The organism is Halorubrum sp. SD612 (assembly GCF_002135005.1).
This window is the reverse complement of record NZ_NEWI01000038.1, coordinates 1-23897: the sequence shown is the minus strand read 5'-3', so window position 1 is coordinate 23897 and position 23897 is coordinate 1. Positions and strand designations below refer to the sequence as shown.

At 68.5% G+C, this 23897-nt stretch carries 26 protein-coding genes; 15 read left to right on the top strand and 11 right to left on the bottom strand.

Features of this window, described 5'->3' with window-relative positions; translation table 11 throughout:
- Positions 1–131: 131 nt before the first annotated feature.
- The gene (locus B9G38_RS06390) at positions 132–587 is read left to right on the top strand and encodes a DUF5799 family protein (protein ID WP_049929888.1); all 456 of its coding nucleotides are present in this window, start codon (positions 132–134) and stop codon (positions 585–587) included.
- A 39-nt stretch (positions 588–626) separates the two neighbouring features.
- On the opposite strand, the gene B9G38_RS18200 is transcribed toward B9G38_RS06390, so the two are convergent.
- Entirely contained in the window at positions 627–776 is a 150-nt protein-coding gene (locus tag B9G38_RS18200; RefSeq protein WP_198945661.1) for a hypothetical protein, read from the bottom strand.
- A 95-nt stretch (positions 777–871) separates the two neighbouring features.
- Entirely contained in the window at positions 872–3022 is a 2151-nt protein-coding gene (locus tag B9G38_RS06385) for a hypothetical protein (RefSeq protein WP_086219849.1), read from the bottom strand.
- Between the two features lie 145 nt (positions 3023–3167).
- Here B9G38_RS06385 and B9G38_RS06380 point away from each other — a divergent pair, with 145 nt between their 5' ends.
- Entirely contained in the window at positions 3168–4217 is a 1050-nt protein-coding gene (locus B9G38_RS06380) for a phosphotransferase family protein (RefSeq protein WP_086216970.1), read from the top strand.
- 24 nt (positions 4218–4241) lie between these two features.
- On the opposite strand, the gene B9G38_RS06375 is transcribed toward B9G38_RS06380, so the two are convergent.
- Positions 4242–5066, bottom strand: coding sequence for an aldo/keto reductase (locus B9G38_RS06375; protein ID WP_086219848.1), 825 nt, complete (start codon positions 5064–5066; stop codon positions 4242–4244).
- Between the two features lie 110 nt (positions 5067–5176).
- Here B9G38_RS06375 and B9G38_RS06370 point away from each other — a divergent pair, with 110 nt between their 5' ends.
- Entirely contained in the window at positions 5177–6103 is a 927-nt protein-coding gene (locus tag B9G38_RS06370; protein ID WP_086219847.1) for a DUF5821 family protein, read from the top strand.
- 42 nt (positions 6104–6145) lie between these two features.
- Here B9G38_RS06370 and B9G38_RS06365 read toward each other — a convergent pair whose 3' ends face one another.
- Positions 6146–7666, bottom strand: a complete 1521-nt coding sequence (locus B9G38_RS06365; RefSeq protein ID WP_049929894.1) for an aldehyde dehydrogenase family protein — start codon at positions 7664–7666, stop codon at positions 6146–6148.
- Positions 7667–7755: 89 nt separating this feature from the next.
- On the opposite strand from B9G38_RS06365, the gene B9G38_RS06360 reads away from it, so the two are divergent.
- Positions 7756–8493: a helix-turn-helix domain-containing protein gene (locus B9G38_RS06360; protein WP_049929895.1), complete on the top strand. Its 738-nt coding sequence runs from the start codon at positions 7756–7758 to the stop codon at positions 8491–8493.
- Between the two features lie 517 nt (positions 8494–9010).
- Here the strand turns inward: B9G38_RS06360 and B9G38_RS06355 are convergent.
- The gene (locus B9G38_RS06355) at positions 9011–9877 is read right to left on the bottom strand and encodes a proline dehydrogenase family protein (RefSeq protein WP_086219846.1); all 867 of its coding nucleotides are present in this window, start codon (positions 9875–9877) and stop codon (positions 9011–9013) included.
- A 181-nt stretch (positions 9878–10058) separates the two neighbouring features.
- Between B9G38_RS06355 and B9G38_RS06350 the strand changes: the two genes are divergently transcribed.
- From B9G38_RS06350 to B9G38_RS06330, 5 genes are read left to right on the top strand one after another with little or no spacing between them, the layout of a single operon-like run.
- Positions 10059–11366 carry an ABC transporter substrate-binding protein gene (locus tag B9G38_RS06350; RefSeq protein ID WP_086219845.1) on the top strand — a complete coding sequence of 436 codons (1308 nt, stop codon included), beginning with the start codon at positions 10059–10061 and terminating at the stop codon, positions 11364–11366.
- 9 nt (positions 11367–11375) lie between these two features.
- On the top strand, positions 11376–12335 hold the full coding sequence (locus B9G38_RS06345; protein ID WP_004596315.1) for a branched-chain amino acid ABC transporter permease: 960 nt from the start codon (positions 11376–11378) through the stop codon (positions 12333–12335).
- Complete coding sequence (locus B9G38_RS06340) at positions 12332–13513, top strand: branched-chain amino acid ABC transporter permease (RefSeq protein ID WP_086219844.1); 1182 nt, start codon at positions 12332–12334, stop codon at positions 13511–13513. The genes B9G38_RS06345 and B9G38_RS06340 overlap by 4 nt, the downstream gene beginning before the upstream one ends.
- Positions 13506–14294 (top strand): ABC transporter ATP-binding protein, encoded by a 789-nt coding sequence (locus tag B9G38_RS06335; protein WP_086219843.1) that lies wholly within the window; start codon positions 13506–13508, stop codon positions 14292–14294. Before B9G38_RS06340 ends, B9G38_RS06335 begins: the two co-directional genes overlap by 8 nt.
- A gap of 8 nt (positions 14295–14302) precedes the next feature.
- Positions 14303–15055 carry an ABC transporter ATP-binding protein gene (locus tag B9G38_RS06330; RefSeq protein ID WP_044965613.1) on the top strand — a complete coding sequence of 251 codons (753 nt, stop codon included), beginning with the start codon at positions 14303–14305 and terminating at the stop codon, positions 15053–15055.
- A gap of 31 nt (positions 15056–15086) precedes the next feature.
- Here B9G38_RS06330 and B9G38_RS06325 read toward each other — a convergent pair whose 3' ends face one another.
- Positions 15087–15884: an RIO1 family regulatory kinase/ATPase gene (locus B9G38_RS06325; protein WP_049929903.1), complete on the bottom strand. Its 798-nt coding sequence runs from the start codon at positions 15882–15884 to the stop codon at positions 15087–15089.
- A 145-nt stretch (positions 15885–16029) separates the two neighbouring features.
- Between B9G38_RS06325 and B9G38_RS06320 the strand changes: the two genes are divergently transcribed.
- Positions 16030–17178: an acyl-CoA dehydrogenase family protein gene (locus B9G38_RS06320; protein WP_086219842.1), complete on the top strand. Its 1149-nt coding sequence runs from the start codon at positions 16030–16032 to the stop codon at positions 17176–17178.
- Between the two features lie 43 nt (positions 17179–17221).
- Here B9G38_RS06320 and B9G38_RS06315 read toward each other — a convergent pair whose 3' ends face one another.
- Positions 17222–17812 (bottom strand): hypothetical protein, encoded by a 591-nt coding sequence (locus B9G38_RS06315; protein ID WP_086219841.1) that lies wholly within the window; start codon positions 17810–17812, stop codon positions 17222–17224.
- A gap of 147 nt (positions 17813–17959) precedes the next feature.
- Between B9G38_RS06315 and B9G38_RS06310 the strand changes: the two genes are divergently transcribed.
- Positions 17960–18478, top strand: coding sequence for a halocyanin domain-containing protein (locus B9G38_RS06310; protein WP_049929906.1), 519 nt, complete (start codon positions 17960–17962; stop codon positions 18476–18478).
- Positions 18479–18534: 56 nt separating this feature from the next.
- On the opposite strand, the gene B9G38_RS06305 is transcribed toward B9G38_RS06310, so the two are convergent.
- On the bottom strand, positions 18535–19053 hold the full coding sequence (locus tag B9G38_RS06305; RefSeq protein ID WP_049929907.1) for a hypothetical protein: 519 nt from the start codon (positions 19051–19053) through the stop codon (positions 18535–18537).
- Between the two features lie 155 nt (positions 19054–19208).
- Between B9G38_RS06305 and B9G38_RS06300 the strand changes: the two genes are divergently transcribed.
- The 3 genes from B9G38_RS06300 to B9G38_RS06290 all read left to right on the top strand — a co-directional run bounded on the left by B9G38_RS06300 (position 19209) and on the right by B9G38_RS06290 (position 21130).
- Positions 19209–19484, top strand: a complete 276-nt coding sequence (locus B9G38_RS06300) for a cytochrome C oxidase subunit IV family protein (RefSeq protein ID WP_049929908.1) — start codon at positions 19209–19211, stop codon at positions 19482–19484.
- A gap of 165 nt (positions 19485–19649) precedes the next feature.
- Complete coding sequence (gene tenA, locus B9G38_RS06295) at positions 19650–20309, top strand: thiaminase II (RefSeq protein WP_086215972.1); 660 nt, start codon at positions 19650–19652, stop codon at positions 20307–20309.
- Positions 20310–20380: 71 nt separating this feature from the next.
- Positions 20381–21130 carry a GNAT family N-acetyltransferase gene (locus B9G38_RS06290; protein WP_086219840.1) on the top strand — a complete coding sequence of 250 codons (750 nt, stop codon included), beginning with the start codon at positions 20381–20383 and terminating at the stop codon, positions 21128–21130.
- Positions 21131–21182: 52 nt separating this feature from the next.
- On the opposite strand, the gene B9G38_RS06285 is transcribed toward B9G38_RS06290, so the two are convergent.
- The gene (locus B9G38_RS06285) at positions 21183–22175 is read right to left on the bottom strand and encodes an NAD-dependent epimerase/dehydratase family protein (RefSeq protein WP_086219839.1); all 993 of its coding nucleotides are present in this window, start codon (positions 22173–22175) and stop codon (positions 21183–21185) included.
- Between the two features lie 59 nt (positions 22176–22234).
- Entirely contained in the window at positions 22235–22375 is a 141-nt protein-coding gene (locus B9G38_RS18195) for a hypothetical protein (protein WP_198945660.1), read from the bottom strand.
- 77 nt (positions 22376–22452) lie between these two features.
- Between B9G38_RS18195 and B9G38_RS06280 the strand changes: the two genes are divergently transcribed.
- The gene (locus B9G38_RS06280) at positions 22453–22935 is read left to right on the top strand and encodes a hypothetical protein (RefSeq protein ID WP_086219838.1); all 483 of its coding nucleotides are present in this window, start codon (positions 22453–22455) and stop codon (positions 22933–22935) included.
- A gap of 29 nt (positions 22936–22964) precedes the next feature.
- Here B9G38_RS06280 and B9G38_RS06275 read toward each other — a convergent pair.
- Positions 22965–23897: cytochrome c oxidase subunit 3 (locus tag B9G38_RS06275; RefSeq protein WP_143415377.1), on the bottom strand; the 933-nt coding region annotated here is incomplete at its 5' end.

Below are 23897 nucleotides of genomic sequence, written 5' to 3'. Positions count from 1 at the left end.
CGTGGCGTTGGGCCCCTGACTCGCGGGCGCCGCGTTCGACGATCTCCGGCGGTCTTGAGCGCGCCCCGTCGGCGTCCGCACCCTGACGCGAGGGGGACGGACTTTTCACCGCGACCGGCGAACGGAGTCGCATGAGCGAGTGGACCGACGCCATCGTCGGCGAGCGGATGACCGTCGACAACCAGTTCAACGAGCGCGTCGCCGCGTCGCGCTTCTCCAGCCAGGAGTGGGGCCTGATCATGACGGCCACCGATCTGGAGATCGAGAACGCCGACGACCCCGACGCCGCCCGCGTCGTCGCGGACACGTCGAACCTCCCCGCGATCATGCCGGAACTGGAGAACCTCCGGTCGCAGATGGCGGGGATGGGCGGCGCTCCCGGCGGCGACTCCGGCGGGTCCGGCGGGGGCGTGGTCGACTCGATTAAGGGCGCACTCGGGCTCGGCGGCGGGGGCGGATCCGGTGGTCCCTCGGACGAGGAGCTGGAGGCCGCCGAGCGGCTCGTTCAGGAGTACGCCGACGAGCTACAGGCGCACCTCGAGGAAGTCGGGAAGTGGGAACAGGTCCGCCTCGCGTATCAGGAGTAGTCGACGGCCGGGTTCGGGGGACCCGTCCGCCCCGCGGCCTCAGTCGAGATCGCTACCGCGGAACAGCGTGAGCTTCTCCGCCTCGTAGATGTTGATCAGTTCGGTCACGATCTCGTCGTACTCCTCGTCGTCGACCCGGAGGGAGTCGAGTCGCTCGACCGTCTCCTCGTCAAGGTGGACTTGGGGCATACGCGGCGGTTCGTCGTCCGGAGGATAAAAAATATCGGCGGGTGGAAGATGCTGAGGACAATCTTTAAACATCTGTGGGCGGTCGCCGAGCGAAATCACTCGTGAGACTGACACTCGTCATCGATCGCCGTCCGCTCTGGAGATTCCGAGCCCCTATCGGCCGAGAGGGCCTGTCGAGCCGACTTCTCAACGTCTTTAACCGTGAGATCGGTAGCCGGAGGGATGAACCGTCCGTTGAGGAACAGCACGGTGTCGGGTTCGATCGACCACTCGGCCACCGTCTCAGAGGAGAGGGCCGGTCGCTCCGTCGGGTCGCGTCCGACGAGTCGCGTCTTCTCGTCGAAGCAGTCGTAAACGATCTGATACTCCGCCCCGAACCACGAGAGGGGGGAAAGCACCGTTCGCCAAGTGACGCGGTGTTCAGAATCGGTCGCTGATTCGACGAAGGCGAGCCTGGGCGTCGGAGGGTTCGGGGGCATCACGTTCGTAGAACCGTTGCCCGCGAAACGGACCGGCGGCCGACCGGGAAGCGGTAGCGTGGCGAGGGACGTGTCGAGCGGGAGGCCCGCCGCGGCGAGCAGTTCGACCGCGGTTCGGATCCGTTCGGCGGGGCTGCGACCGTCGATCACCGCGGCCCCGGTGCCGCCGCGCCGGACCGCGTCGACGCCGGCGGCGACGCGCCAACTTCCCTCGAAGACGCTGACGACCGGAGCCGATCGATCGTCCGCCGTCGAGTCGTGAGGGAAGTCGACGGGAGCGCCGTTGGCGACCGGGACGCCGCCGTCGAGGGGGAGGTCGCAGTACAACAGGTCTACCGACGGGTCCGACAGCGCGTCCGCGACGACGTCTGCGGTCGGCGTTTCGAGTACCGAGAGGGCCCCGACGCCCGCGGGGAGCGACGGGCTGGTGAGCGCCTCGCGCAGTCGCCGCGCCCGCTCCGGGGATCGGATGAGGAACGTGACGGACGCTTCTCCGGGGTCCGGTGGAGTTCGCCGTAGCTGGTGTTCGTACGCCGCCGGGAGCGCCGCGGCGGTCCACGCCGGTATCGGATCCGAATCCGGGTCCGGTGCCGAGCCGCCTTCGCGTGAGGGGAGCGGATGACTGCCGCTCGGCCGGTCTGCCGTCGTGAGTCCGACCGGATCTCCCGAGCGCATCCGCCCGGCGGAACCGCGGACTCGGACCGGTGCGAGAACGTGCGCGAGGTGGGGCAGGAGCTCCGCACCGGCGGGATCGGGACGGAGTATCGCCTCCGTCGACCAGTTGGGAGCGTAGGGCTCGACGGTTCCCGGGTCGACCTCCAAGTACTCCATCACCCGCTCGCTCAGCGAGAGGCCGTCCAGATTCGGCGGGTAAAACGGGAGCTGCGGCCCCACCTGATCGTACTCCTTCCTGTCGGAGAGCGTGTAGCCGTCGGTCCGCACGAGCGTGTCGAGGAAGAACCACGTCCGCAGTAGTTCACCGACTCGTTCTTCGAGTCCGCGACCGTCGGCGGGAAGCCGCTCCGTGTACCCGGTGTCGAGCCGGACGGCCGGTTCCTCGCTGACCGTCATCCGCGCGCCGAGGTAGTAGGCGAGCGTCGAGAGACGGTACACGTCGGCGTACGTCGGTCGGACGACGACCTCGACGCCCGTGTCGGGGACGGTCAACGGGGTCGGAATATCGAGCGACTCGCCTCGCCGGATTCGGGGCGGATACCCCCGCAGGGTCGGCCAGGATCGCTCCGCGGAGAACTCCCGGATCGACGACCCCAACACCGACACCGCCGCCGCGAGCGCCTCCGGATCGTCGGGGACGGAGATCGTCGCCTCGGGACGAGTGTGGAGCGACCGCGCGCTGAGACTGACGGTCGCCGGACGGCCGAGCGCGATCTCGACCGGGTCGGAGCCTTCGACCCCGCTCACGGAGAGTTCTGCGTCTTCGAACCTGAGGGACGACTTCGTCACGCCAGTGATGTCGATACAGTACGATCCACGCGGGAACTCCGCCGGTTCGGTGGGCCGCCCGATGAACTTGCCCTCGTCGTCGCGGACGACGATCGACGTGTACTCCGGAACGGTCAGCGACTGCGCCTCGAAACTGACCGCGTCGTCGACCGGAGACGGGAATAACGCGGGCAGCGCCGGACTGAGATCCGGCTCGCGGTCGACGCCGAGCCGCATCTCCTCGCCCTCGATCACGTCGCGGACGGTGAGCGTCGTCGCGTCGACATCGAACGCGATACGCCCGTCCGGTGACCCGTCTTCCACGAGTTTATTATCTTTCACCAACACGTATGAGGGCATCGATAATCACGCGGTAACAGGATTCTGAAACGTGTTCCGAGATTTTACGTGGCACGGTCATCCCTGTCCTGACAACAATATTAACACGGGGCCGTGCGGAACGGAACGCATGAACGGCACCGGATCGGAACCGATCGACCGCGCGCTCGCCGCGGCGTTTCCTGACCGCGAGGTCGACCGGCTGACCGGCGTCGGCCCCTCGTGGAACGGCGCCAACGAGACGGTCGGCGTCGCCTTCGCCGACGGCGGACGGGCGTTCCTCAAGATCGCGCTCGCCGACGAGAGCAACCGGCTCGCCCGAGAGCGCGCCGTACTCGGATACGTCCGGGAGCACGGACCCATCGCGGTCCCCGAGGTGCTGGCGGCCGACCCCGACGGCGACCCGGCATACCTCGCGACGGCGCCGGCGCCCGGCCGAGGGCTGCTGGGCGTCTACGAGGCGGCGAGCGGCGACGAGCGCGAGCGACTGCTCCGCCGCGTCGGGCGTGCGCTCGCCGCGCTCCACGCCGACCGGTTCGCGAGCCACGGGGAGATCGTTGGCGCGGGGGCGGAGCGCGGGAGCGCGGCGGAAGGAGCGGCGACCGCGGGACCCGACGCGCAGACCGGACTCGCGATCGAGTTCGCGCCGTGGACGGACGTGCTGCTCGCGACGGTCGAGCGGACGCGCGAGATCGGCACCTCGGAGCGGCTCGCCGACCACTACGACGCCGTCGTCGACTGCGTGCGCGCGAACCGGGACCTGCTCGACGGCGCGCCGGCGGCGCTGCTCCACGGCGACGTCACGAAGCCGAACCTCTTCGTGACGGCCGAAGGGGACGGGGCGGACGCTACCGACGGCCCGGGCGTCGCGGCGATCGACTGGGAGCTGTCCCACGCCGGCGACCCGGCTCGGGACCTGGTGCGCGCGGAGGACCAGCTGCTCAACGGGTTCGACTCGACCGGCTCGGAACGGTTCGCCGCGGCCCTCCGCGAGGGATACCGCGAGCGCGCCGGGGGGCTTCCCGAGGGGTTCGAACGGCGGCGCCCAGTCTACGAGGTCGTCAGAATGCTCGGACGCTCGGGATTCATCGATCAGTGGGTACCGTACCTCGACGAGCCCCTCGATGCCTTGGTCGATCGGGCGGACGCCGAGCTGCGGGCGCGGCTCGACGCGGTCTGATCGCGGTGTCAGCCGGCCGCCCCGTCAGCGGTTCCACGCCGCGTCGTCGGGGTCGATCTGACGTTCCCCCGGATCGAGCGCATCGATCTCATCGAGGTCCTCGTCGGGCAGGTCGACGTCGACTGCGCGCAGGTTCTCCCGCAGGTGGTCGCCTCGCCCCTTCGGGATCGGCACGATACCGCGATCGAACGCCCACGCGAGCGCGACGACCGCCGGCGAGAGGTCGTTTCGCTCGGCGATTTCGAGGATCGCCGGATCGTCGAGGATCTCCCCGCGGCCGAGCGGGGAGTAGCCCACGAGCCGGTGGTCGAACTCGTCGGCGAGGGCGCGCAGTTCCGGCTGCCGGAACCGCGGGTGACACTCGACTTGGTGGGCCGCGATCGGCGCGTCGAGGATCTCGCGGGCCTCGCGCAGCAGATCGGGCGTGAAGTTCGAGACGCCGACGTGGTCGGTCACCCCCTCATCGCGGAGTTCGTCGAACGCGGGCAGCGTGGTCTCCGCGTCGTACGCTCGGATCGGCCAGTGGACGTACAGGAGGTCGACGCGGTCGAGGCCGAGCCGATCCAGGCTCGCCCGCGCCGTCTCGCGGACGTCGTCGGGCGCGAGGTTCTCGGGGTGGACCTTCGTCGCGACGACCACGTCGTCGCGATCGACGTCGCTCGCGGCGATCCCCTCGCCGACCGCCGCCTCGTTGTCGTACATCTGCGCGGTGTCGACGTGACGGTAGCCGGCGTCCAGCGCCGCGGCGACGGTGTCGGTACAGGTCTCGGGGTCGTCGAGCCCGGACGTTCCGAGCCCGATCGACAGGTCGAGCGGTGGCCCGGCTTCGGGTTTCGAGCGCGGGGGCAAAAAGGCGCGCGAGCCGGCACGCCGCGATCCGGAGGTTCCGCTGCGTCCTGCGGTTGGCGCGCCCCCGGCGTCCCCCCACGCTTAATCCGTCGGGTCCGTAGGATCGCTCGATGACGACCGACCTGGCGCTGCCCTCGACTCCGGAGCCGCTCCCGTTGGGCGCGCTCTCGGAGCCGATCCTCGTCGACCCCGGACCGCGGCTCCTCCGAGCGGTCGTCGAGTCGTACCGCGCGGTCGCTCCGTCGCTCGTCGACCCGAGCGTCGCCGAGCTGGCGAGCGGGGCGGACGCGGTCAGCGGGGAGGCCGACCGGGGTCCGTCCGGTCTCCCGACGCTGAACGCGTATGCGGGCGAGTCCGCGGTCGACGCCGCGACGGCGGGGTTCCGGTCGGCGAGCCGGCTCGCGGCGCTGCTCGACGCGGACCTGCTCGACCTCCGCGTCCTCGACGCGCCGCAGCCGAACCCGGTGCTGGCGGGCGAGGACACGGGGTTCGCGCTGATCGGAGACGAGCGCGGCGACGCCCATAAACAGATCGAGGCGGCCGGAGAGGGGAGGCGGTGGCACCGCGTCGGCGCCGACGCCTCGATCCGCGAGCGGTACGCCCCGGAGTTCGCTGACGCCGCCCCGTACCGGCTCCGAACGCCCAGTCGGCGGCGGGTGTACGAGGGGTTCGCGGCGCGGTGCGACGAGTCGGTCGCCGCCGCGGTGCTCCGCGCGCTCGACGCCGAGGTCGACGCGGACTCGCCCGGAACCGTCGGTCCCGGCCCGGAGGAGACCCGCGTCCGCACCTACGCGGTCGGCGCCCGCGAAGGCGCCCTCGACCGCACGCTCCGGCGGGCCTGCGAGGACGCGGGTCTCGGGAGCCCCTCGACGTTCACGCGGATAAAACGGCTCCTGCGGGAGGCCGAGCTGATCGAGACCGCCTCCGAGCCGCAACCGGTCGGGCGCCCGCGCGAGCGGCTCGCGGCGCGCGGCGCGCTCGCGGCGGCGGAGACGGCGGAAGAGACGGTCGCGGCGGTTCGCGGCGTAACAGAGTGAGAAGCGTTCGGACGCCCGTCACCGGGCGTCATTCCGGCCGGATCAGTCGTCTTTCGTCTTGATGTCCGCCGAGAGGCCCTGCGCCATCTCGATCTCCTTCGAGTTGTTCAGGGTCCACGCGGTGCGGTCGGTGACGGCCTCGATCGCCTCCCGGGCGGAGGGGTAGCCGTTGCCGGACTTCTTCACGCCGCCGAAGGGGAGCTGGACCTCGGCGCCGATGCACGGGAGGTTGCCGTACGCCAGCCCCAGCTCGGCGCGGTCGCGGTAGTAGTTGATCTGTCGGTAGTCCTCGGAGATGATCGCGCCAGCCAGCCCGTAGTCGGTGTCGTTCTGGATCTCGACGGCCTCCTCGATGTCGCCGTCGTACTCCATGAGCGCGACGTGGGGTCCGAACACCTCCTCGTGAGTACACGTCAGGTCGGCGTGGGCGTCGGCCTCGTAGACGAACGGACCGACCCAGTAGCCGTCCTCGTGGCCGTCTGGGATCTCCTCGTCGTCGAGCTCGGTCCGGTCGACGAGCACGTTCACGCCCTCCTCGCGGGCCGCCTCGTTGTTTCGGGTGACCTTCTCGCGGTGTTCCTCCTCGATGAGCGGCCCCATGAAGGTGTCCTCGTCGAGGGGGTCACCGACCGCGACCGACTCCGCGACCTCGACGAACCGCTCCTTGAACTCATCGTACACGTCCGTGTGGACAATCAGGCGCTCGGAGGAGACGCAGCGCTGACCGGTCGTCTTGAACGAGGACATCACCGCGGAGTGGACCGCGACGTCGAGGTCCGCCTCCTCGGTGACCACGATCGCGTTCTTGCCGCCCATCTCGCAGGCGGCGCGCTTGCCGGCGACGCCGCCGAGCTTCTCTTGGATGTGGTGGCCGACCTCGGCCGAGCCGGTGAAGATGACGGTGTCGACGTCGTCGTTCTCGACGATCGCGTTGCCCGCGTCGCCGAACCCCTGTACCATGTTGAACACGCCGTCGGGGATGCCGGCGTCGTCGAACATCTCTGCGATGATCTGCGCGCACCACGGCGTCTGCTCGGCCGGCTTGAACACGACGGTGTTCCCCTCGACCAGCGCAATGGCCATGTGCCAGTAGGGGATCGCGACCGGGAAGTTCCACGGCGTGATACAGCCGGTGACGCCGCGCGGTTTCCGTCGCATGTACGCGTCCTTCGAGGGGATCTCCGAGGGGACGATGTCTCCCTTCGGATGCCGGGCGTCGCCAGCGGCCCACTCGACCATGTGCGCGGCCTCGACCACGTCCGCTTTCCCCTCGCTGATCTCTTTCCCGCACTCCTTGGTGACGATCTCCCCGAGCTCGTCGGTCCGGTCGCGGAGCTCGTGGTACACGTCCCAGAGGTACTCCGCGCGCTGGATCCGCGAGAGCTCGCGCCACTCCTCGAACGCCGCGTCCGCTGCGTCGGCCGCGCGGTCGACGTCCTCGGGGGTCCCCTGACGGAACTCTCCGAGCGTCTCTCCGGTCGCGGGGTTCTCGCTCTCGAAGGTCTCGGACCCGTCGCCGTCGACCCACTCGCCGTCGATGTAGTGCTGGTAGGGCTGCGCCATATTCGAGACATCCGGTCGGCACGTCCAAATAACCCACCCTACCATGGTCGGTAAGGTCTTTGTGATGTAGTGCCAAACATGCGGTACCAATGGCGACAACCGAACCAGAAGGGGCGAGCGAGTGGGCCGGAACCCGGCTCACGCTCGACCTCTGGCATCCGAACTGCTGGGCGATCGAGGCGACGAAAAAGACCGGCGGCGGCGTCCTCGCACACGCGATCTACAACTCACCGATGGCCGAAAGCGACGCGCCGAACACGGTGAACGGCCTGTTCACGGCGTTCGGAGACACGAACGAGGAGGTCGAAGCGTTGCTCGACGCGATCCGCGAGTCCGACCGCGCGGGGAACCTCTTGGAGCTACAGGAGCGGTTCGGGCGCGCTCGGGACGCCCCGGGCAACGTCGTCCGCGAGTTCTTCCTGGAGTACGACCCGGGCGACATGGTGTGTCCGACGCTTTTGGAACACGGCTTTGTCCACAGCGCGCCGGTCCGGATCGAGGGCGGACGGGAGGAGTGGCAGGTGTGTTTCGTCGGCGAGCGCACCGAGATCCGGGAGTCGCTCGACGCGGTTCAGGAGGCGGCCGGCGCGGAGGTGACGGTGGAGTCGATGTCGTCGTCGGGTCACGCCGGGCGGACCCCCCGCGAGCAGCGGCTCGACACGCTGACCACGACACAGCGGAAGGTGTACGAACACGCCCGCGAAGCGGGCTACTACGAGTGGCCCCGAGAGGCGTCGACGCGCGAGCTCGCCGACGACATGGAGGTCTCGAAGACGACGCTGCTCGAACACCTGCGGAAGGCGGAGTCGAAGCTACTGGACCCGTGAACGCCAGTGTCGACTGCGGAGCGAGTGTTACAGCGCGTCGAGCGCGGTACGGTATTTAAATATCCGCGAGCGACAGCGCCGATTGGTTATGAATGAAGGCGGTGGCGCGTGCCTGCGAGCGGCCGCTATCGGCGGCCGCGAGTCAGCACGCGCGAGGGAGTCAGTCGCCGGAGCGAAGCGACAGCGACTGACGAGGTTGGCGAGGCGTGAGGCGCCGTGCGGTCGCGGTCGGGTAGGGACTCAAAGGGGCAGTCGCGAGGACGGCGCAGGTGGCGTAAGGACCGCAAGGAGCGAGCGAAGCGAGCGACTGAGGACCGCAGCGAGCGTGCGCCGTCCTCGCGACTGGGGCTTTGGAACTGTTTGCCGCCGATCTGCTAGCGACCATTTATAACCGAGCGGCCGGGAATTTGGAGGCGTCCGTCGTCGGTCGTTCAATCACTGATAAACGGCGGACGGAAAACTCACACGCCGATTGATAAATGGTAGCGCCCGATCGCCGGTCTTTGCCCCGGTTCGTTCAGTTCCCGATGATCGCGCGCAGCGCGAACAGGGCGTTCGACTTGCGCTCCCGGATCCGCCGGTAGAAGTAGGAGAACCACTTGGAGCCGTACGGGATGTACTGGTAGACTTTCACGTCGTCTTCGGCCGCGAGTTCGAACTGCGCCGACTCCCGGACGCCGGTCAGCATCTGGACCTCGTAGGGGGTCCCGTGGTCGGCGTACAGCTGCTTCGCGTAGTCGATCATCGCGGGGTCGTGGCTCCCGACGGCGACGCCGTCGTCGAACGCCTCGAACATGTACGCGAGGCAGTCGCGGTACGACTCGTCGACGCGCGCTTTCTTTTTGTAGGAGATCGCGGCCGGCTCGTCGTACGCGCCCTTGACGAGTCGGACCTTCCCCGGGAGGTCGGCGAGCCGTTCGAGGTCCTCGCGGGTCCGCTTCAAGTTCGCCTGCACGCAGACGCCGACGTTGCCGTCCGTCTCGACGGCGTGCCGTTCGAACGCGTCGAGCGTCACGTCGGTGGTCTCGTGGTCCTCCATGTCGATCCAGACGAAGGTGCCCGTCCCGTCCGGCCCGGTCGCGGACGGCGGGTTAGCCGCCTCGACGATGCGCGCCAGGTTCTCTTCGAAGACGTCGTCGGCGATGTCGAGGCCGATCTGGCTCGATTTGACCGAGACGCAGGCGTCGACGCCGCGCTCCGCAATCGCCTCGACGAGGTCGACGTACGCGTTGGCGTCGGCGTCGGCGGGGGGCCGTTCCTCGTAGTGTTCGCCGAGCAGGTTCAGGATGCCGGCCACGCCGCGGTTGTTGAGCCCCTCGACGTGAGCGAGCGCCGCCTCCGGCGTCTCCCCGGCGACAAAGTTGCTCGCGATGGGCGGGATCATACGATCACTGCGGATCCGGAGCGGTATATAATGGCACCCGACCAATCGTTCCGAAGACATATTCCTGTATAAAATTCTTTCAGTGCCACTACCAGCCGATTCATCGATCTGCCGCGCGCTCACCGACCATGGACGGGTCGGGGTTAAGGTAGCCGAATGTGCTCGGGACTATCGGAAACATATGTCACGGAATACCACGGGCATGACGGATCGGCGGACGCTGCTGAAACTGACCGGCGGTGCGGGACTCGTCGGACTGTCGGGCTGTCTCAGCACGACTGACGACGGCAGCGACGGCAGCGACGGCAGTGACGGCAGCGACGGCAGTGACGGCAGCGACGGCGGCGACGGCGGCGACGGCGGCGACTCGACCGAGGCCTACGAGATCGGGATGGTCGACTCCCAGACCGGGTCGCTGTCGGCGTTCGGCGAGCGGAACCAGCGCGGCGTCGACCTCGCCCTCTCGATGGTCAACGAGGTCGGCATTAACGGGCGAGACCTCGACATCGTCGTCGAGGACTCCGAGAGCGAGAACCAGGGCGGGATCGCTGCCGCCCAGAAGCTCGTCAATCAGGACGGCGTGCCGTTCCTGATCGGCGCGGTCGGCTCCGGCGTCTCGCTGGCCATCTACGAGAGCGTCATCGAAGGAACGGACGTCGTTCAGCTGAGCCAGAACTCCACCGGGCTCAACCTCACCGAGTTCCCGGGACTGCTCCGGATGTCGCCGTCGGGGCGGAGCCAGTCGCTCGCGCTCTCGAACCTCATCAGCGACGACGGCTACGACGAGGTTGCGATCACCTACGTCAACAACGACTACGGCCAGAGCCTCACGGACGCGTTCGTCGACGCGTACGAGGGCGAGGTCGTCTACAACACGCCGCACGATCAGGACCAGCAGTCGTACTCCAGCGTCATCTCAGAGATGAACAGCTCCGGCGCCGACGCGTGGCTGTTCATCACCTACCAGGCCGAGTTCGCGACGATGGTCAACGAGGTGTTCTCCTCGGGGTACGAGGCGCAGTTCTACGGCGCCGACTCCGTCTCCGGCGACAACGTGCTCGAGAACACCCCGGAGGGGAGCATCGAGGGGATGAAGATCGTCGTTCCGTCCGCGCCCGTCGAGGAGGAGAACTACCAGTCGTTCGCGGACACCTTCGAGTCGGAGTACGGCCGGCAGCCGACCTCGTGGGCGGCGTACGCGTACGACTGCGTGATCAACGCCGCCTTGGCGATCCAGGCCGCGGACGAGTTCACGGGGGCGGCGCTCCAGGACACCGTCCGGCGCGTCTCCGGGCCGGAGGGCGAGACGGTGACTTCGTTCGAGGCCGCGAGCGGGATCCTCGCGGAGGGCGGCGGACCGGACGACGTCGACTACCAGGGGGTCAGCGGCCCCATCGACTTCGACGAGAACGGGGACCCGATCGGCTTTCTTCAGGTCCTGGAGGTCCAGGACCACGCGTACGAAGGCATCGACTTCATCGAAGGCTAATCCCGACCGATGACCGTCCTCGGATACCTGGCTAACGGATTGGTGTTCAGCAGCATCATCGTCCTCGGCAGCATCGGGCTGTCGCTGGTGTACAGCATCGCGGACTTCGCGAACTTCGCGCACGGCGACACGATGACGATCGGTGCGTACTCGGCGCTCGTGACCTTCGGCGCCGTCGGCGGGCTCGGCGGCGCGGTGTTGGGGCTCCCGTACGGCTTCTTCCTGGCCTTGGTCGTCGGGATCGCAGTCGCCGCGGTCGTGGCGGTCGCCACTGAGAAGCTCATCTACGAGCCGCTCGACGTCGACTCGATCGGCCTGCTGATCACGTCGATCGGGATTGCGTTCATCTACCGCGCGGTGATCCAGATCCGGTTCGGCTCCGACTTCACCCGGTTCGACGTCCGGCCGCTGCGGCCGATCGAGGCGCTGGTGCCGTACGGCGTCCGGATAACGCTCCACGACGTCGCGATATTCGGATCGGCGGTGGCGCTCGTCGTCGGGCTCCACGTCCTGCTCCAGTACACCGACCTCGGTCGGAAGATGCGCGCGATGGCGGACAACCCCGACCTCGCGCGGGTTAGCGGTATCCGGACGAAGCGGGTCAAGCTGTGGACGTGGGTCATCGGCGCCGGGCTCGCCGGCGCGGGCGGCGTGTTCCTCGGACTGTTCAATCAGCTCGCGCCCCGGATGGGCTTTAACCTCCTGTTGGTGATCTTCGCGGCGGTGATCCTCGGCGGGATAGGCTCCGTCTACGGCGCGATGGCGGGCGGGTTCCTCATCGGCATGATAAACCAGCTAACGCCGTTCTTCTCCAACGTGGTCGAGGCGCTACCGATCCGTCCGAACTGGCTCGCGACCGTGATCGAGAACATGATCACTATCGAGTACGCGAACGCGATCGCGTTCGTGATCATGGTCGTAGTGCTGTTGGTCCGGCCCAACGGGATCGCCGGGGAGGGCGCGACGTGAGCCTCCTCGACGACCCGAAAGCGGCGTTCGCAGACCTCTCCCGCCCGGAGGGGTGGGTGCTCGGCGTCAGCGTCGCGTTCGTATTGTTCCTCTTCGTCGCGATGCTCACCGGGGCGCTCGGTCCGACGTACTTCCTGTTCCTCGTCGGGCTGGCGGGGATGTACGCGCTGTTGTCCTTCGGGCTGAACGCCCAGTGGGGGTTCACGGGACTGATCAACTTCAGCGTCGCCGCGTTCTTCGGCATCGGCGCGTACGGCACCGCGCTGATGACCGCGAGCGGCTCGCCGATCGCCGGCGGATTCAGTCCGCTCGTCGGGCTCGCCGTCGCGCTCGTCGTCGCGCTCGCGCTCGCGCTGCTCATCGGCATCCCGACGCTCAGGCTCCGGGCCGACTACCTCGCCATCGCGTCGCTCGGGCTCGCGGAGGTCGTGCGGCTGATCGTGTTAAACGAGCGCTGGCTGACGAACGGGAGCGCGGGGCTGCGCGGCATCCCGGGCTTCTTCGACGGGTGGCCGGTGCTCTCGACGTTCCCGGAAACGATGCCGGGGCTCCGGCTGGAGGTGATCCCCGGGTCGCCGGTGATCCTGGAGACGGCGTTCTGGCAGGCGTCGCTGAACGTCCTGTTGGTGCTCGCGTTCGCGGGCGCGGCGTACTTCGTCCTCCGGCGCGCACACCGATCGCCGTGGGGGCGCGTGCTGCGCACGATCCGCTCCGACGAGGACCTCGCGCGGGCGCTGGGCAAGAACACCTACTCGTTCAAGATGCAGTCGTTCGTCCTCGGGAGCCTGATAATGGCGCTTGCGGGCGTCTTCTACGCGCATCTGAACCTCTACGTCGGGCCGGGCGACCTGGATCCGATCACGACGTTCTACGCGTGGGTCGCGGTGATCTTGGGCGGCAGCGGCTCCAACCGTGGAGCGCTGTTCGGCGGGATCGTCATCGTCACGATCCGCGAGGGGACGCGCTTCCTGAACGACGTGGCGCTCCCGATCGACCCCGCGCCGTTGCGACTGCTGTTGATCGGCGTCGTCATCGTCGCCGTCATGCGCTACCGGCCGCAGGGGGTCCTCCCGCCGCAGCGGGAGCTGATCTGGCCGAGCGCGGTCGGCGGTGGCGGAACGCCCGAGACGCCGGACAGCGGCGTCCGCGAGCGGAAGGGAGGTGATGACGATGAGTGAGGGCGCGCTTCCGAAGGAGGACGCGGTCCTCCGCGTCGACGACCTCCAGAAGTCGTTCGGCGGGCTCGCGGCGACCGACCACGCGACGTTCGCGGTGGAGCGCGGAACCATCACCGGGCTCATCGGCCCGAACGGCGCCGGGAAGTCGACGCTTTTCAACCTCATCTCCGGCTTCTACGAGCCGGACGGCGGGACCGTGGAGGTGAACGGGACCGACGTGACCGGCATGGAGCCGTACCAAGTCGCGGAACACGGGCTCATCCGGACGTTCCAGACGCCCCGGAAGCTGGAGGGGATGACGGTCCGCGAGGCGATGCTGGTCGGCCCGCGGAAACAGCCCGGCGAGTCGTTCTTCACGCTTTTCACCTCGCCGGGGACGGTCGCGGAGAGCGAGTCGGCGAACCTCGCCGAGGCGGAGCGGATACTGGAGGACTTCGAGATCGACCACCTCGCGACCCAGCCCGCCACCGACATCTCCGGTGGCCAGATGAAGCTCGTCGAGCTCGCGCGGGCGATGCTCGCCGAGCCGGAGGTGCTGCTGCTCGACGAGCCTGTGGCGGGGGTGAACCCGACGCTGGCGAAGAAGCTCAAAGGCCAGATCCGGCGGCTCAACGAGCAGGGAACGACGTTCCTGCTCATCGAACACGACATGGAGTTCGTGATGGACCTGGCGGACCCGATCGTCGTCTTGGATCAGGGACACGTCCTGACGGAGGGGACGCCGGAGGGGGTCCGGAACGACGACCGCGTCATCGACGCGTACCTCGGAGGCGGAAGATGAGCGACGGTATGACAGACGACACGACCGGGGCCGCGGACGGGCCTCACGGCGGAACCGACCCCGTGCTCTCGCTGTCGGGCGTCGACAGCGGGTACGGCGAGGTGCAGGTGCTCGACGACTGCTCGGTCCGGCTCGACCCGGGCGAGATCGTCTGTCTCGTCGGGCCAAACGGCGCCGGGAAGTCGACGGTGCTCAAGACCGCGTTCGGGATGTTGACGCCGTGGACGGGGACCGTCGAGTACCACGGCCGCGACATCGGCGGGATGGCGCCCGAGGAGATCGTCCGCGAGGGGATCGGCTACGTCCCCCAGACCGACAACGTGTTCGGCTCGCTGACGATCGACGAGAACCTCCGGATGGGCGGCGTCGCCCGCGACGGGAGCCTCGAGGAAGTCATCGAGACGCTGTACGACCGGTTCCCGATCATCGACGAGAAGCGCGGCTCGAAGGCGAAGACGCTCTCCGGCGGCCAGCGTCAGGTGCTCGCGTTCGCCCGCGCGCTGGTGATGGAGCCCGACGTGCTGCTCATCGACGAGCCGTCGGCGGGGCTCGCACCGAACACCGCCGACGACGTGTTCGAGGACGTCAAGGAGGTTAACGACATGGACACGGCGATCCTCATGGTCGAGCAGAACGTGACGAAGGGGCTCGGCATCTCCGACCGCGGCTACGTCCTCGACCAGGGGACCGTCCGGTTCGAGGGGACGCCGGAGGAGCTGTTGAACGACGAAGAGGTCTCGCAGCTGTACCTGGGCGGCTGAGTCTCCGGTCGGTCCGCTTTCTCGCGGCGTCTCACGCCGTGCGCTTCTCGAGCTCGCCCGTCAGCTCCGCGGCGTCGAAGTCGTGGTCGGGACGGATCGCGACGAAGTCGAGGAATCGGCGCGCCGCGAGCAGCTCGTCGGTCGAGTAGCTCGTCAGCGCGGCGGCGATCGCGTCGGCCGCGCCGAGGATCGGCTCCAGCGCCGCGAGCGCGCTCGCGAGGTCGTACGCGCGAGCGGCCTCGCGCCCGTCCTCGCTCACGCGGGTCGCGTCGATGACGTAGAGGTCGCCGTCGGCGACGAGGACGTTCTCGGCCCGGAGGTCGCCGTGCGCGAGCCCCGCGTCGTGGACGGTCCGCAGCGTCGAGAACAGCTCTGGCGCGAGCCGGGCGACGGCGTCGGCGTCGAGCTCGCCCAGCGTGCGGAACTCGGGGAGGTACTCCAACACCAGCACGCCGAGGTCGCCGACCTCGAACGCCTCGACCGGCTCCGGCGCGTTGACGCCGAGCTCGCGGACCCGGCGGGTCGCCTCCAGCTCGTGACGCGCCATCTCGTAGGGGGTCTCGTGGCGCTCGAAGAACCCCTCGGTGCCGGACGAGACCGCGCCGAGGTTCCGCCCGGTGGTGAACAGCGCGTGGACGAGCGTGTTCTGCCGGGTGATTACCTTCACGAAGAGGTCGTCGTCGACGACCATCGGCGTCGACAGCCAGTTGTCGGCGTCGAGAAACCGGACCCGGATCGTATCGCGGTCGTACCGGTCCGCCAGCTCGCGCGCGACGCGCTCGACGTCGGGCCAGTCGACGCGCCCCCGGACGAGCTCGCGGAACTCCATACCGACGGCACGCGGCGGCGCCTGATAAGTCGTCGGCTCGCGGCGGCGCCTGATAAGTCGTCGGCGCGGGGCGATACCGCCGACCCCGCCACAGTCCATCACGGTCGTTCGCATCGTTTATGCCCACGCGTCGCAATTCTTGCCCATGGACTTCGAGGTACCCGCCGAACACCGGATGATACGCGACACCGTCCGAGAGTTCTGCGAGGAGGAGATCGCGCCGCTCGCCCAGGAGATCGAGGACGAACACCGCTTCCCCGAGGAGGTGTTCGAGTCGCTCGCGGACTTGGACATGATGGGGATTCCGGTCTCGGAGGAGTACGGCGGGCTCGGCGGCGACCAGCTGATGTACGCCCTGGTCACGGAGGAGCTCGGCCGCGTCTCCGGCGGGATCGGCCTCTCGTACGCCGCGCACACCTCTCTGGGCGCGAAGCCGATCGACCTGTTCGGCACCGACGAACAGAAGGAGGAGTGGCTCCGCCCGCTCGCTGAGGGCGAGGGGCTCGGCGCGTGGGCGCTCACGGAGCCCGGGAGCGGCTCGGACGCCTCCGACATGGACACGACCGCGGAGTACGACGCCGAGGCGGGCGAGTACGTGCTGAACGGCACCAAGCAGTTCATCACGAACGCGAACGTCGCGAACTCGGTCCTCGTGAAGGCGGTGACGGACCCCGAGGCCGGCTACGACGGCATCTCGACGTTCATCGTCGACCCCGAGAACGACGACGGGTTCGAGGTGACGACGGTCTGGGACAAGATGGGGCTCAACAGCTCGCCGACCTGCGAGATCAGCTTCGACGACGTGCGGATCCCGGAGGACCGGCTGCTCGGCGAGGAGGGCGAGGGGTGGACACAGACGATGAAGACGCTCGACGGCGGGCGGATCTCGATCGCGGCGCTCTCCGTGGGCCTCGCGCAGGGCGCCTACGAGGCCGCGGAGGCGTACGCGGGGGAACGCGAGCAGTTCGGCAAGCCGATCGCGAAGTTCGACGCGGTCCGCGACAAGGTGGTCCACATGTACCGGCAGATCGAGCGCGCCCGACTCCTCACCCACCGGGCGGCGACGAAGTACGACGCCGGGGAGTCGGTCACCCGGGAGTCGGCGCTGGCGAAACTCGACGCCAGCGAGGCGGCCCGCGAGGTCGCCGAGGAGGCGGTCCAGACGCTCGGCGGCTACGGCTACACCACCGACTTCGCGCCGCAGCGCTTCTACCGCGACGCGAAGCTGATGGAGATCGGCGAGGGGACCAGCGAGATCCAGCACGTCGTCATCGGGCGCGAACTCGGCCTCTAGTCGGGCGAGTCGTCAGTCAGCGACGCCGAGCGCTCGGCGCGCCTCAGGGGAATTCGATCAGGTCGTCGTCGACGGCGCGCAGGCTCTCCGCGAGCCGCGAGCCTTCAGGGACCGCCCGCCGGAACGGCGCCGAGCCGAACGCCGCCTCGCCGTTGACGGAGACGAGCCCGAGGTCGACGGGGTCGCCGTCGAGTCCCGTTAGGAACGCGACGGTGCGGACCGCGGGCACGTCGCCCGCCCGCGCGTCCGGGTCGATGGAGCCGTACAGCGTGCGGTTCTCCGCGACGTGGTGGACGCAGGTCGGCGTCGGCGCGAAACACAGGAGGTAGCGCGCGCCCGGCTCGGTGCGACCGAGCTTGGGGCGGAGCGCGTGGCGTTCGTCGACGTGGAAGTACCGCTCCATCCGGCGGTACTGGCGCAGGATCTCGTTCGCGCCGGTGGCGCGGCGGACCGCGGCGTCGGCCTTGAGCTCGATCACGCGGTCGACCGGTTCGGGCGTTCGGGTTCGGACGAAGAGGTCGACGACCCCCTGCCGCCCGTCGGCGTCGTACGGCTCCTCGAGCCGGATCGCCGGCGACTCGGCCGTCGCCTCGTAGTGTTCGACGAGCCGGGTCGCGAGCGCGTCCTCGCGCATGGCTTTCGCGAGGCGTCGGAGGGCGATAAGTCCGCCCTTCGCGGCGCGCTGCGACCGCCCGCCGACCGGAGTCATAGCCGCTCGGGAAATTCCTGCGAACCGGAAGCTATCACGGGGTTTGTAAGGCTTCGACCCCTACGAAAAGTGATGTCTGATAAACTGTCCAGACGGCGGTATCTCGCCGGAACCGGCGCCGCGTTGACCATCGGGACACTCGCGGGCTGCTCCGGAGGCGGTGACGGCTCCGACGGGTCGGACGGTTCCGACGGCTCCGGCGGAGGCGGCAGCGCCGTCGAGGACGTCCCGAGCGAGATAGACGAGTACCTGTCCGAGGCCCGGATGTACGAGGGCACCATCATGGACTTCACGGGACAGGACGAGGTGACCGTCGAGGTCGGCGCCGGCGACGTCGGGTTCGCCTTCTCGCCGGCGGCGATCCGCATCGACTCCAGCACGACCGTCGTCTGGGAGTGGACCGGCAACGGGGGCGCGCACAACGTGGCCTCGGTCGAGGGGTCCGAGTCCGACTTCAACAGCGGCGACTCCGTCTCCGAGGAGGGGCACACGTTCGAGCAGTCGTTCGACAACACGGGGATCCAGCTGTACCAGTGTACCCCCCACCAGGCGAACGGGATGCTCGGCGCCATCGAAGTCGTCGAAGCGTAAGCGGCTCACTTCGCGCGGTTCGAACGCGAGCGGATTTTTTCACGCCTGCTCGGCGCTCACGAGAGGAACGACCAGCGCACGTCAACGATCCGGTCGCGTTCGCTGGTGACCGTGGGCCGCGCGAGGTGGTCGTTGGCGTTGGCGCCGGCCTCCGCGAGCCGCGACAGCGCCTCCTCCAGCGTGCGCTCCGAGCGCTCCACGCTGGCGTCGCGTTCGTAGGGGGCGTCGATCGGGTCCGCCGGCGAGTTCGAGATCGCGATCGCGTCGGTGAGGTCGCCGCCGATCGCGTGCGGCGGCTGGTGGAAGTGCCAGTCGCCGACCGTGAGGAAGAGCCACACGTCGCCGTTGATGGCGTGGTACTCGCCGGTGACGCCGTCGGCGTCGTACGCGACGACCCTAGAGAGGACGGCGGTTTTGAGCCGGTAGAGGGCGTCTTTCCGCGCCGAGCGGACGTTGCTCTCGGTCACGTCGCCGCGCTCGTAGGCGGCGGTGGCCTCGTCGGCGAACTGCTTCGCGACCTTGTTGACGACGTACAGCGATTCGAGCAGGTCGTCCGTCGGTTCGAGCGGAGTCACGAGGGGTACCGGTCGGGGCTGCGACCGGACGCAGATGGGGTCGTCGCGCGGATAGGCGTTTCGGGATCCGAGACGCCGAGACGGACCTCGCCGTCGCCGCAGCGGGTACCCCGGATGGTTAATTCTTTAAGCGCAGGGACGAAGGGGTGAGTAAGATGGCGCACGACTCCGTAAAAATGTATTCGGCGATATACGTCGCCCTCCTAGTCGCGGCGACGCTGAACTTCGCTCTCTTCGAGACGTCGTTCATCGAGTTCACCTACGCGCAGGCGCTCGGCGGCACGCTGGTGATCGCGACGGTCAAGACGCTGCTCATCGTCGCGTACTTCCAGCACCTGAAGTGGGAGAACCGCTCGCTGACCTACCTGATGGGGCTCGCGCTCGCGCTCACCATGCTGCTGATGGCGGCCGCGACGTACTCCATCTCGTAACGACTCGCGGCGTCTCTTTCTCGCTCGAACGCCTCCGAACCGTTTTCCCGGCACTTTCGCCGGGTTTTCGCTCGACCGAGCACGGTCCCGACGAGGGTCTTTCTGCTGCCACCACCTAGTGGTATTAGTTAGTTATAACTCGCCGCAAGACGAGGGACCGATGCGATGGGTTTCAGCGACCGACTCCTCGAGGCCGGATCAGAGATCTGGGACGCACAGAAGCGACACCCGTTCGTCGTCGAACTCGCGGAGGGTGAGCTCGACGAGGGCGCGTTCCGTCACTGGGTGAAACAGGACTACCGGTACCTGCTCGACTACGCGCGCGTCTTCGCGCTCGCCGGTACGAAGGCCGACGACGAGGAGACGACGCGGCGGCTGACGGCGACCGCGCACGCGACGCTGGACGACGAGATGGACCTCCACCGGTCGTTCGCCGCCGACTACGGGCTCTCCGTCGACGACCTCGACGCGGTCGAGAAGGCGCCGACCTGTGCCGCCTACACCGACTTCCTCGTCCGGACGGCCCACGAGGGGTCGATCGCGGAGATCGCGGCCGCGATCTACCCGTGCGGGCAGGGGTACCTCGACGTCGCCGACCACATGGCGAGCCTCGCGACCGAGACCCACCGGTACACGCCGTTCATCGAGAAGTACAACAGCGACGCGTTCCGCGAGACGGTCGCGTGGATGCGAGACCTCGTGGACCGGTACGGCGAGGCGTACCCGGGCGAGCGCGACGCGATGCGCGCGGCGTTCCTGCGGAGCGCCCGCCTCGAACACGCGTTCTGGGAGATGTGTTACACCCGGGAGACGTGGGAGGTCTGAGTCGAGGAGCAGTCGCGCCGACGGCGGGAACGCCGACCGAGTTTTTTGTAGCCGGAGCGTGATCCGTCCGCATGGACCTACGCGCCGCAACGGTCGAAGACGTCGACGCGGTCCGGTCGGTCGCCCGCGAGTCGCTCGTGGCGTCGTACGGACACGCCGTCGGCGAACAGCTGCTGGACGAGGCCGTCGAGGAGTGGTACGACGCCGACGACCTCGGGGACGACATCGACGACGACGACGCGGTGTTCCCGGTCGCCGCCGTCGACGGCGACGTGGTCGGGTTCGCGGAGAGCTACGTTGTCGGCCGCCGCGAGCGGGTCGGCGAGATCGACTGGCTCCACGTCCACCCCGACCACAGGGAGTCCGGCATCGGCTCCGCGCTCCTCGAACGGGTCGAGTCCGCGCTCCGGGATGCCGACGTGGACCGGATCGAGGCGCGCGTCCTCGCCGACAACGAGGCCGGCACGGCGTTCTACCAGCGAGAGGGGTACGAGCTCGCCGGCGAGCGCGACGTCGACATCGGCGGCGAGCCGTTCGCGGAACGGGAGTACCGGAAGCAGATCGGTCGCCTCACCGGCATCTCTGAGGCAATCTACGAGACGGACGACGGAGACCGGGTCCACGTCGCCTTCGACGAGAGCGAGCGCGGGTCGCTGGCGCCGTTCTACGTCGCCTACGTCGACGCGGACCACGAGCGCCGGTACGGCTACCTCTGCGGCAACTGCGAGGGAACGGACGTCGCGATCGACACGATGGACCGGATGGAGTGTCACAACTGCGGCAACCGCCGGAAGCCGACGCGGTGGGACGCCGCGTACTGACACGCTCCGGCCCGCGGAGAACGTCGCTCCGCGCTACGCCGAGACCACTCTCTCAGAGCGTCTGTTTCACGCCGATGACCCGCTCCTCGGCCTCGCGGCCGGGGTCCCACTCGCTCCCGTCGCGGTCAGATTCGCGGTGTTCCTCCACGGTCCGTGCCATCGCTTCGTCGACCGGCGTCGACTCCCAGCCGAGGTCGGCGAGCGCGCAGGTGTCGAGCAGGTGCGGGTACTCGCGGTAGAGGACGAAGTCGTCGGCGTCGAGCCCGCCGGCCGCGAGCGCGTCGTCGCTCGCCGGGACGACCTCACAGTCGACGCCGGCGGCGTCGGCGATCGCCTCTAACGTCTCTCGTAGGGTGAGCGCGCGTCGGTCGCCGACGTTGTACGCCGCGCCCGGCTCGCCGCGCTCGGCGACGATCCGCAGCGCGCTCGCCACGTCCTCGACGTACGCCCGGTGCCAGAGGTTCTGTCCGTCGCCGGGGACGACCACGCGGTCGTGCGAGAGCACGCGGTCGATCCAGTAGTCGAGCCGCTCCGTGTAGTCGTGCGGCCCGTAGACGATACACGGGCGAACCGCCGTCGCGGACACGCCGTCCTCGGCGGCCGCGAACACCGCGCGGTCGCCCTCGGCCTTCCGATTGCCGTACGTCTCGTGGGCGTCGTCGGTGGCCTGCGCGTCGGTACACGGCTCCAGCGGCGTCTCGCCCTCCCGCTTGGGGATCTCCTCGGCCGCGTAACTGGATCCCGACGAGATGTACACGTAGCCGTCGACGTCGGCGAAGATATCGGTCGCGGCCTCCACGTCGGCCGGCTGATAGGCGACGCAGTCTATCACGACGTCCGGTTCGACCGACAGCTTCGCCGCCCGAAGCGCGCTCTCGTCTTTCCGGTCCCCCTCGACGTGCGTCACGCGGTCGTCGTCCGCGAATGGGTTCTCGTGGTTCCCGCGGTTGAATATCGCGACCTCGTAGTCGTGTGCCAGCAGTTCCTCGACGGTGTGTCGCCCGATGAACCGCGTGCCGCCGACGACGAGCGCCGTGTCTGTCATACCCGAGATTCGATGAGCGAGGTGAAAAACGTGGCCGAACCGGAAGGCGACGGGCCGACTCAGTCGCCGCCGCGGGGCTCGTCGCCGCGCCACCGGCGATACAGGAGGTACGCGACGCCGAGCCCGATCCCCCAAGTGCCGACGCCGAACACCGTGAACGCGGCCCCGTAGAGGAACTCGCCGAGCGGAACGCCGAACATACCCGAGTTCGGCGCGTCCGCCACATAAACGCTCCGAGAGAGGTAGCTTCTCGGGGCGGGAGGTCGTACGGACGCTCATGTCTGAACACACTCGGCGGCGACCCTGGCTCGCCGCCCTGCTCGCGCTCGTCGTCTCCGGGCTCGGTCACGCGTACCTCCGCCGGTGGGCGCGCGCGTTCGGCTGGTACGTCGCCGTCACCGCGGCCGTGTTCGCGTTCGTTCCCGAGTCCGCGATCTCCGGCGCGCTCGCCGGCGACCCCCCGGCCCTCCGGGACGTCGCGCCCGCGGCAGCGGTGGTCGGCGCCAGCGTGGTCGACGCGTACGTCGTGGCGCTCCGGAACAACCGAGCGTACGAGCGGGAACGCGGCGCGGCGCGCGCGACTGACACCGTCGGACCGGCAGTAGACGGAGCGAAAATCGACTCAGATGCGGTGTCTGACGCGACGGCCGTGTCGTCGGACTCGAGGACCCGCTGTCCGGCGTGCGGCAAGGAGACGGACTCCGCGGTCGACTTCTGTCAGTGGTGTGCGGAACCGCTCGGCGGGGACGAAAACGAATGAGATCAAAAAAAACCGGACCGTGAACCGCCTCAGAAGAGGTAGAACAGCGGGAAGACGAACACCCAGACGATGTCCACGAAGTGCCAGTAGAGGCCGAAGTACTCGATCGGCCGCTCGTCGTCGAGGTAGTGACCCTGGTACGCCCTGACGAACAGGAAGATGGCTACCACTAATCCGAGCAGCACGTGGATCCCGTGGAGGCCCGTCGTGACGTAGTAGATCGACGCCTGGATCGGGTCGCCGTGAGCGTTCGCGGAGATGGTCACGCCGCGGTCGAAGATCTCGTGGTTCCACTCCCACAGCTTGATCGCCATGAACGTGAACCCGAGCAGGATGGTCGCGCCGAGCGTCGCCAACAGCCCCTGCCGGCTCTCGCGGCGGGCCGCGACCAGTGCTAAGATCACGGTGAACGAGGACGTGATCAGCACGAAGGTGTTGATGAGCCCCGGCAGCGACTCCGTCAGCGGCGACCAGGTCATCCAGCCCGCGTTGTAGCGGATGAAGATGGCCGCCGACAACAGCGCGCCGAAGACGAGCACGTCGGACGCTAGGAAGAACCACATCCCTAGTTTGACCTTCTCGACGCCGTTGAACGGCCAACGCTCGGCGAATTCGGTCGGCGGGGCGTAGAAGTCCTCGGTCCCCCACTTCACGCCGGTGTAGAGGAGTCCGCCGATCCCCGCCAGGATCGCGGTCGGGTAAAGCAGGTTGGAGACGACGACGTCGCTCTGGAGCGCCGTCTCGCCCAGTTCGACGGTGACAGAGTCGGCGAAGCCGGAGAGGCCGAACAGCAGGACGCCGAGGGCGAGCGACAGCGCGAACGGCCATATGCTCGCATGACTCGGATGTTTGTCCCAGTGGGCGTATTCCGAGATGTGCGACGAGTGGGTGTCGCCGCCGTCGGTGGCGACGTCGCCGTTGTCGTCGGTCTTCACCGCGGGCCCGCCGTCCGGCACGTACTC

Bases quoted from the DNA above. Each gene is read 5' to 3' on its own strand.
- B9G38_RS06335 (WP_086219843.1), top strand. From the start codon at position 13,506: ATGAGTGAGGGCGCGCTTCCGAAGGAGGACGCGGTCCTCCGCGTCGAC.
- B9G38_RS06330 (WP_044965613.1), top strand. From the start codon at position 14,303: ATGACAGACGACACGACCGGGGCCGCGGACGGGCCTCACGGCGGAACC.
- B9G38_RS06345 (WP_004596315.1), top strand. From the start codon at position 11,376: ATGACCGTCCTCGGATACCTGGCTAACGGATTGGTGTTCAGCAGCATC.
- B9G38_RS06380 (WP_086216970.1), top strand. From the start codon at position 3,168: ATGAACGGCACCGGATCGGAACCGATCGACCGCGCGCTCGCCGCGGCG.
- B9G38_RS06325 (WP_049929903.1), bottom strand. From the start codon at position 15,884: ATGGAGTTCCGCGAGCTCGTCCGGGGGCGCGTCGACTGGCCCGACGTC.
- B9G38_RS06300 (WP_049929908.1), top strand. From the start codon at position 19,209: ATGGCGCACGACTCCGTAAAAATGTATTCGGCGATATACGTCGCCCTC.
- B9G38_RS06315 (WP_086219841.1), bottom strand. From the start codon at position 17,812: ATGCGCGAGGACGCGCTCGCGACCCGGCTCGTCGAACACTACGAGGCG.
- B9G38_RS06290 (WP_086219840.1), top strand. From the start codon at position 20,381: ATGGACCTACGCGCCGCAACGGTCGAAGACGTCGACGCGGTCCGGTCG.
- B9G38_RS18195 (WP_198945660.1), bottom strand. From the start codon at position 22,375: ATGTTCGGCGTTCCGCTCGGCGAGTTCCTCTACGGGGCCGCGTTCACG.
- B9G38_RS06370 (WP_086219847.1), top strand. From the start codon at position 5,177: ATGACGACCGACCTGGCGCTGCCCTCGACTCCGGAGCCGCTCCCGTTG.
- tenA (WP_086215972.1), top strand. From the start codon at position 19,650: ATGGGTTTCAGCGACCGACTCCTCGAGGCCGGATCAGAGATCTGGGAC.
- B9G38_RS06280 (WP_086219838.1), top strand. From the start codon at position 22,453: ATGTCTGAACACACTCGGCGGCGACCCTGGCTCGCCGCCCTGCTCGCG.
- B9G38_RS06310 (WP_049929906.1), top strand. From the start codon at position 17,960: ATGTCTGATAAACTGTCCAGACGGCGGTATCTCGCCGGAACCGGCGCC.
- B9G38_RS06355 (WP_086219846.1), bottom strand. From the start codon at position 9,877: ATGATCCCGCCCATCGCGAGCAACTTTGTCGCCGGGGAGACGCCGGAG.
- B9G38_RS06320 (WP_086219842.1), top strand. From the start codon at position 16,030: ATGGACTTCGAGGTACCCGCCGAACACCGGATGATACGCGACACCGTC.
- B9G38_RS06365 (WP_049929894.1), bottom strand. From the start codon at position 7,666: ATGGCGCAGCCCTACCAGCACTACATCGACGGCGAGTGGGTCGACGGC.
- B9G38_RS06285 (WP_086219839.1), bottom strand. From the start codon at position 22,175: ATGACAGACACGGCGCTCGTCGTCGGCGGCACGCGGTTCATCGGGCGA.
- B9G38_RS06350 (WP_086219845.1), top strand. From the start codon at position 10,059: ATGTCACGGAATACCACGGGCATGACGGATCGGCGGACGCTGCTGAAA.
- B9G38_RS06360 (WP_049929895.1), top strand. From the start codon at position 7,756: ATGGCGACAACCGAACCAGAAGGGGCGAGCGAGTGGGCCGGAACCCGG.
- B9G38_RS06390 (WP_049929888.1), top strand. From the start codon at position 132: ATGAGCGAGTGGACCGACGCCATCGTCGGCGAGCGGATGACCGTCGAC.
- B9G38_RS18200 (WP_198945661.1), bottom strand. From the start codon at position 776: ATGCCCCAAGTCCACCTTGACGAGGAGACGGTCGAGCGACTCGACTCC.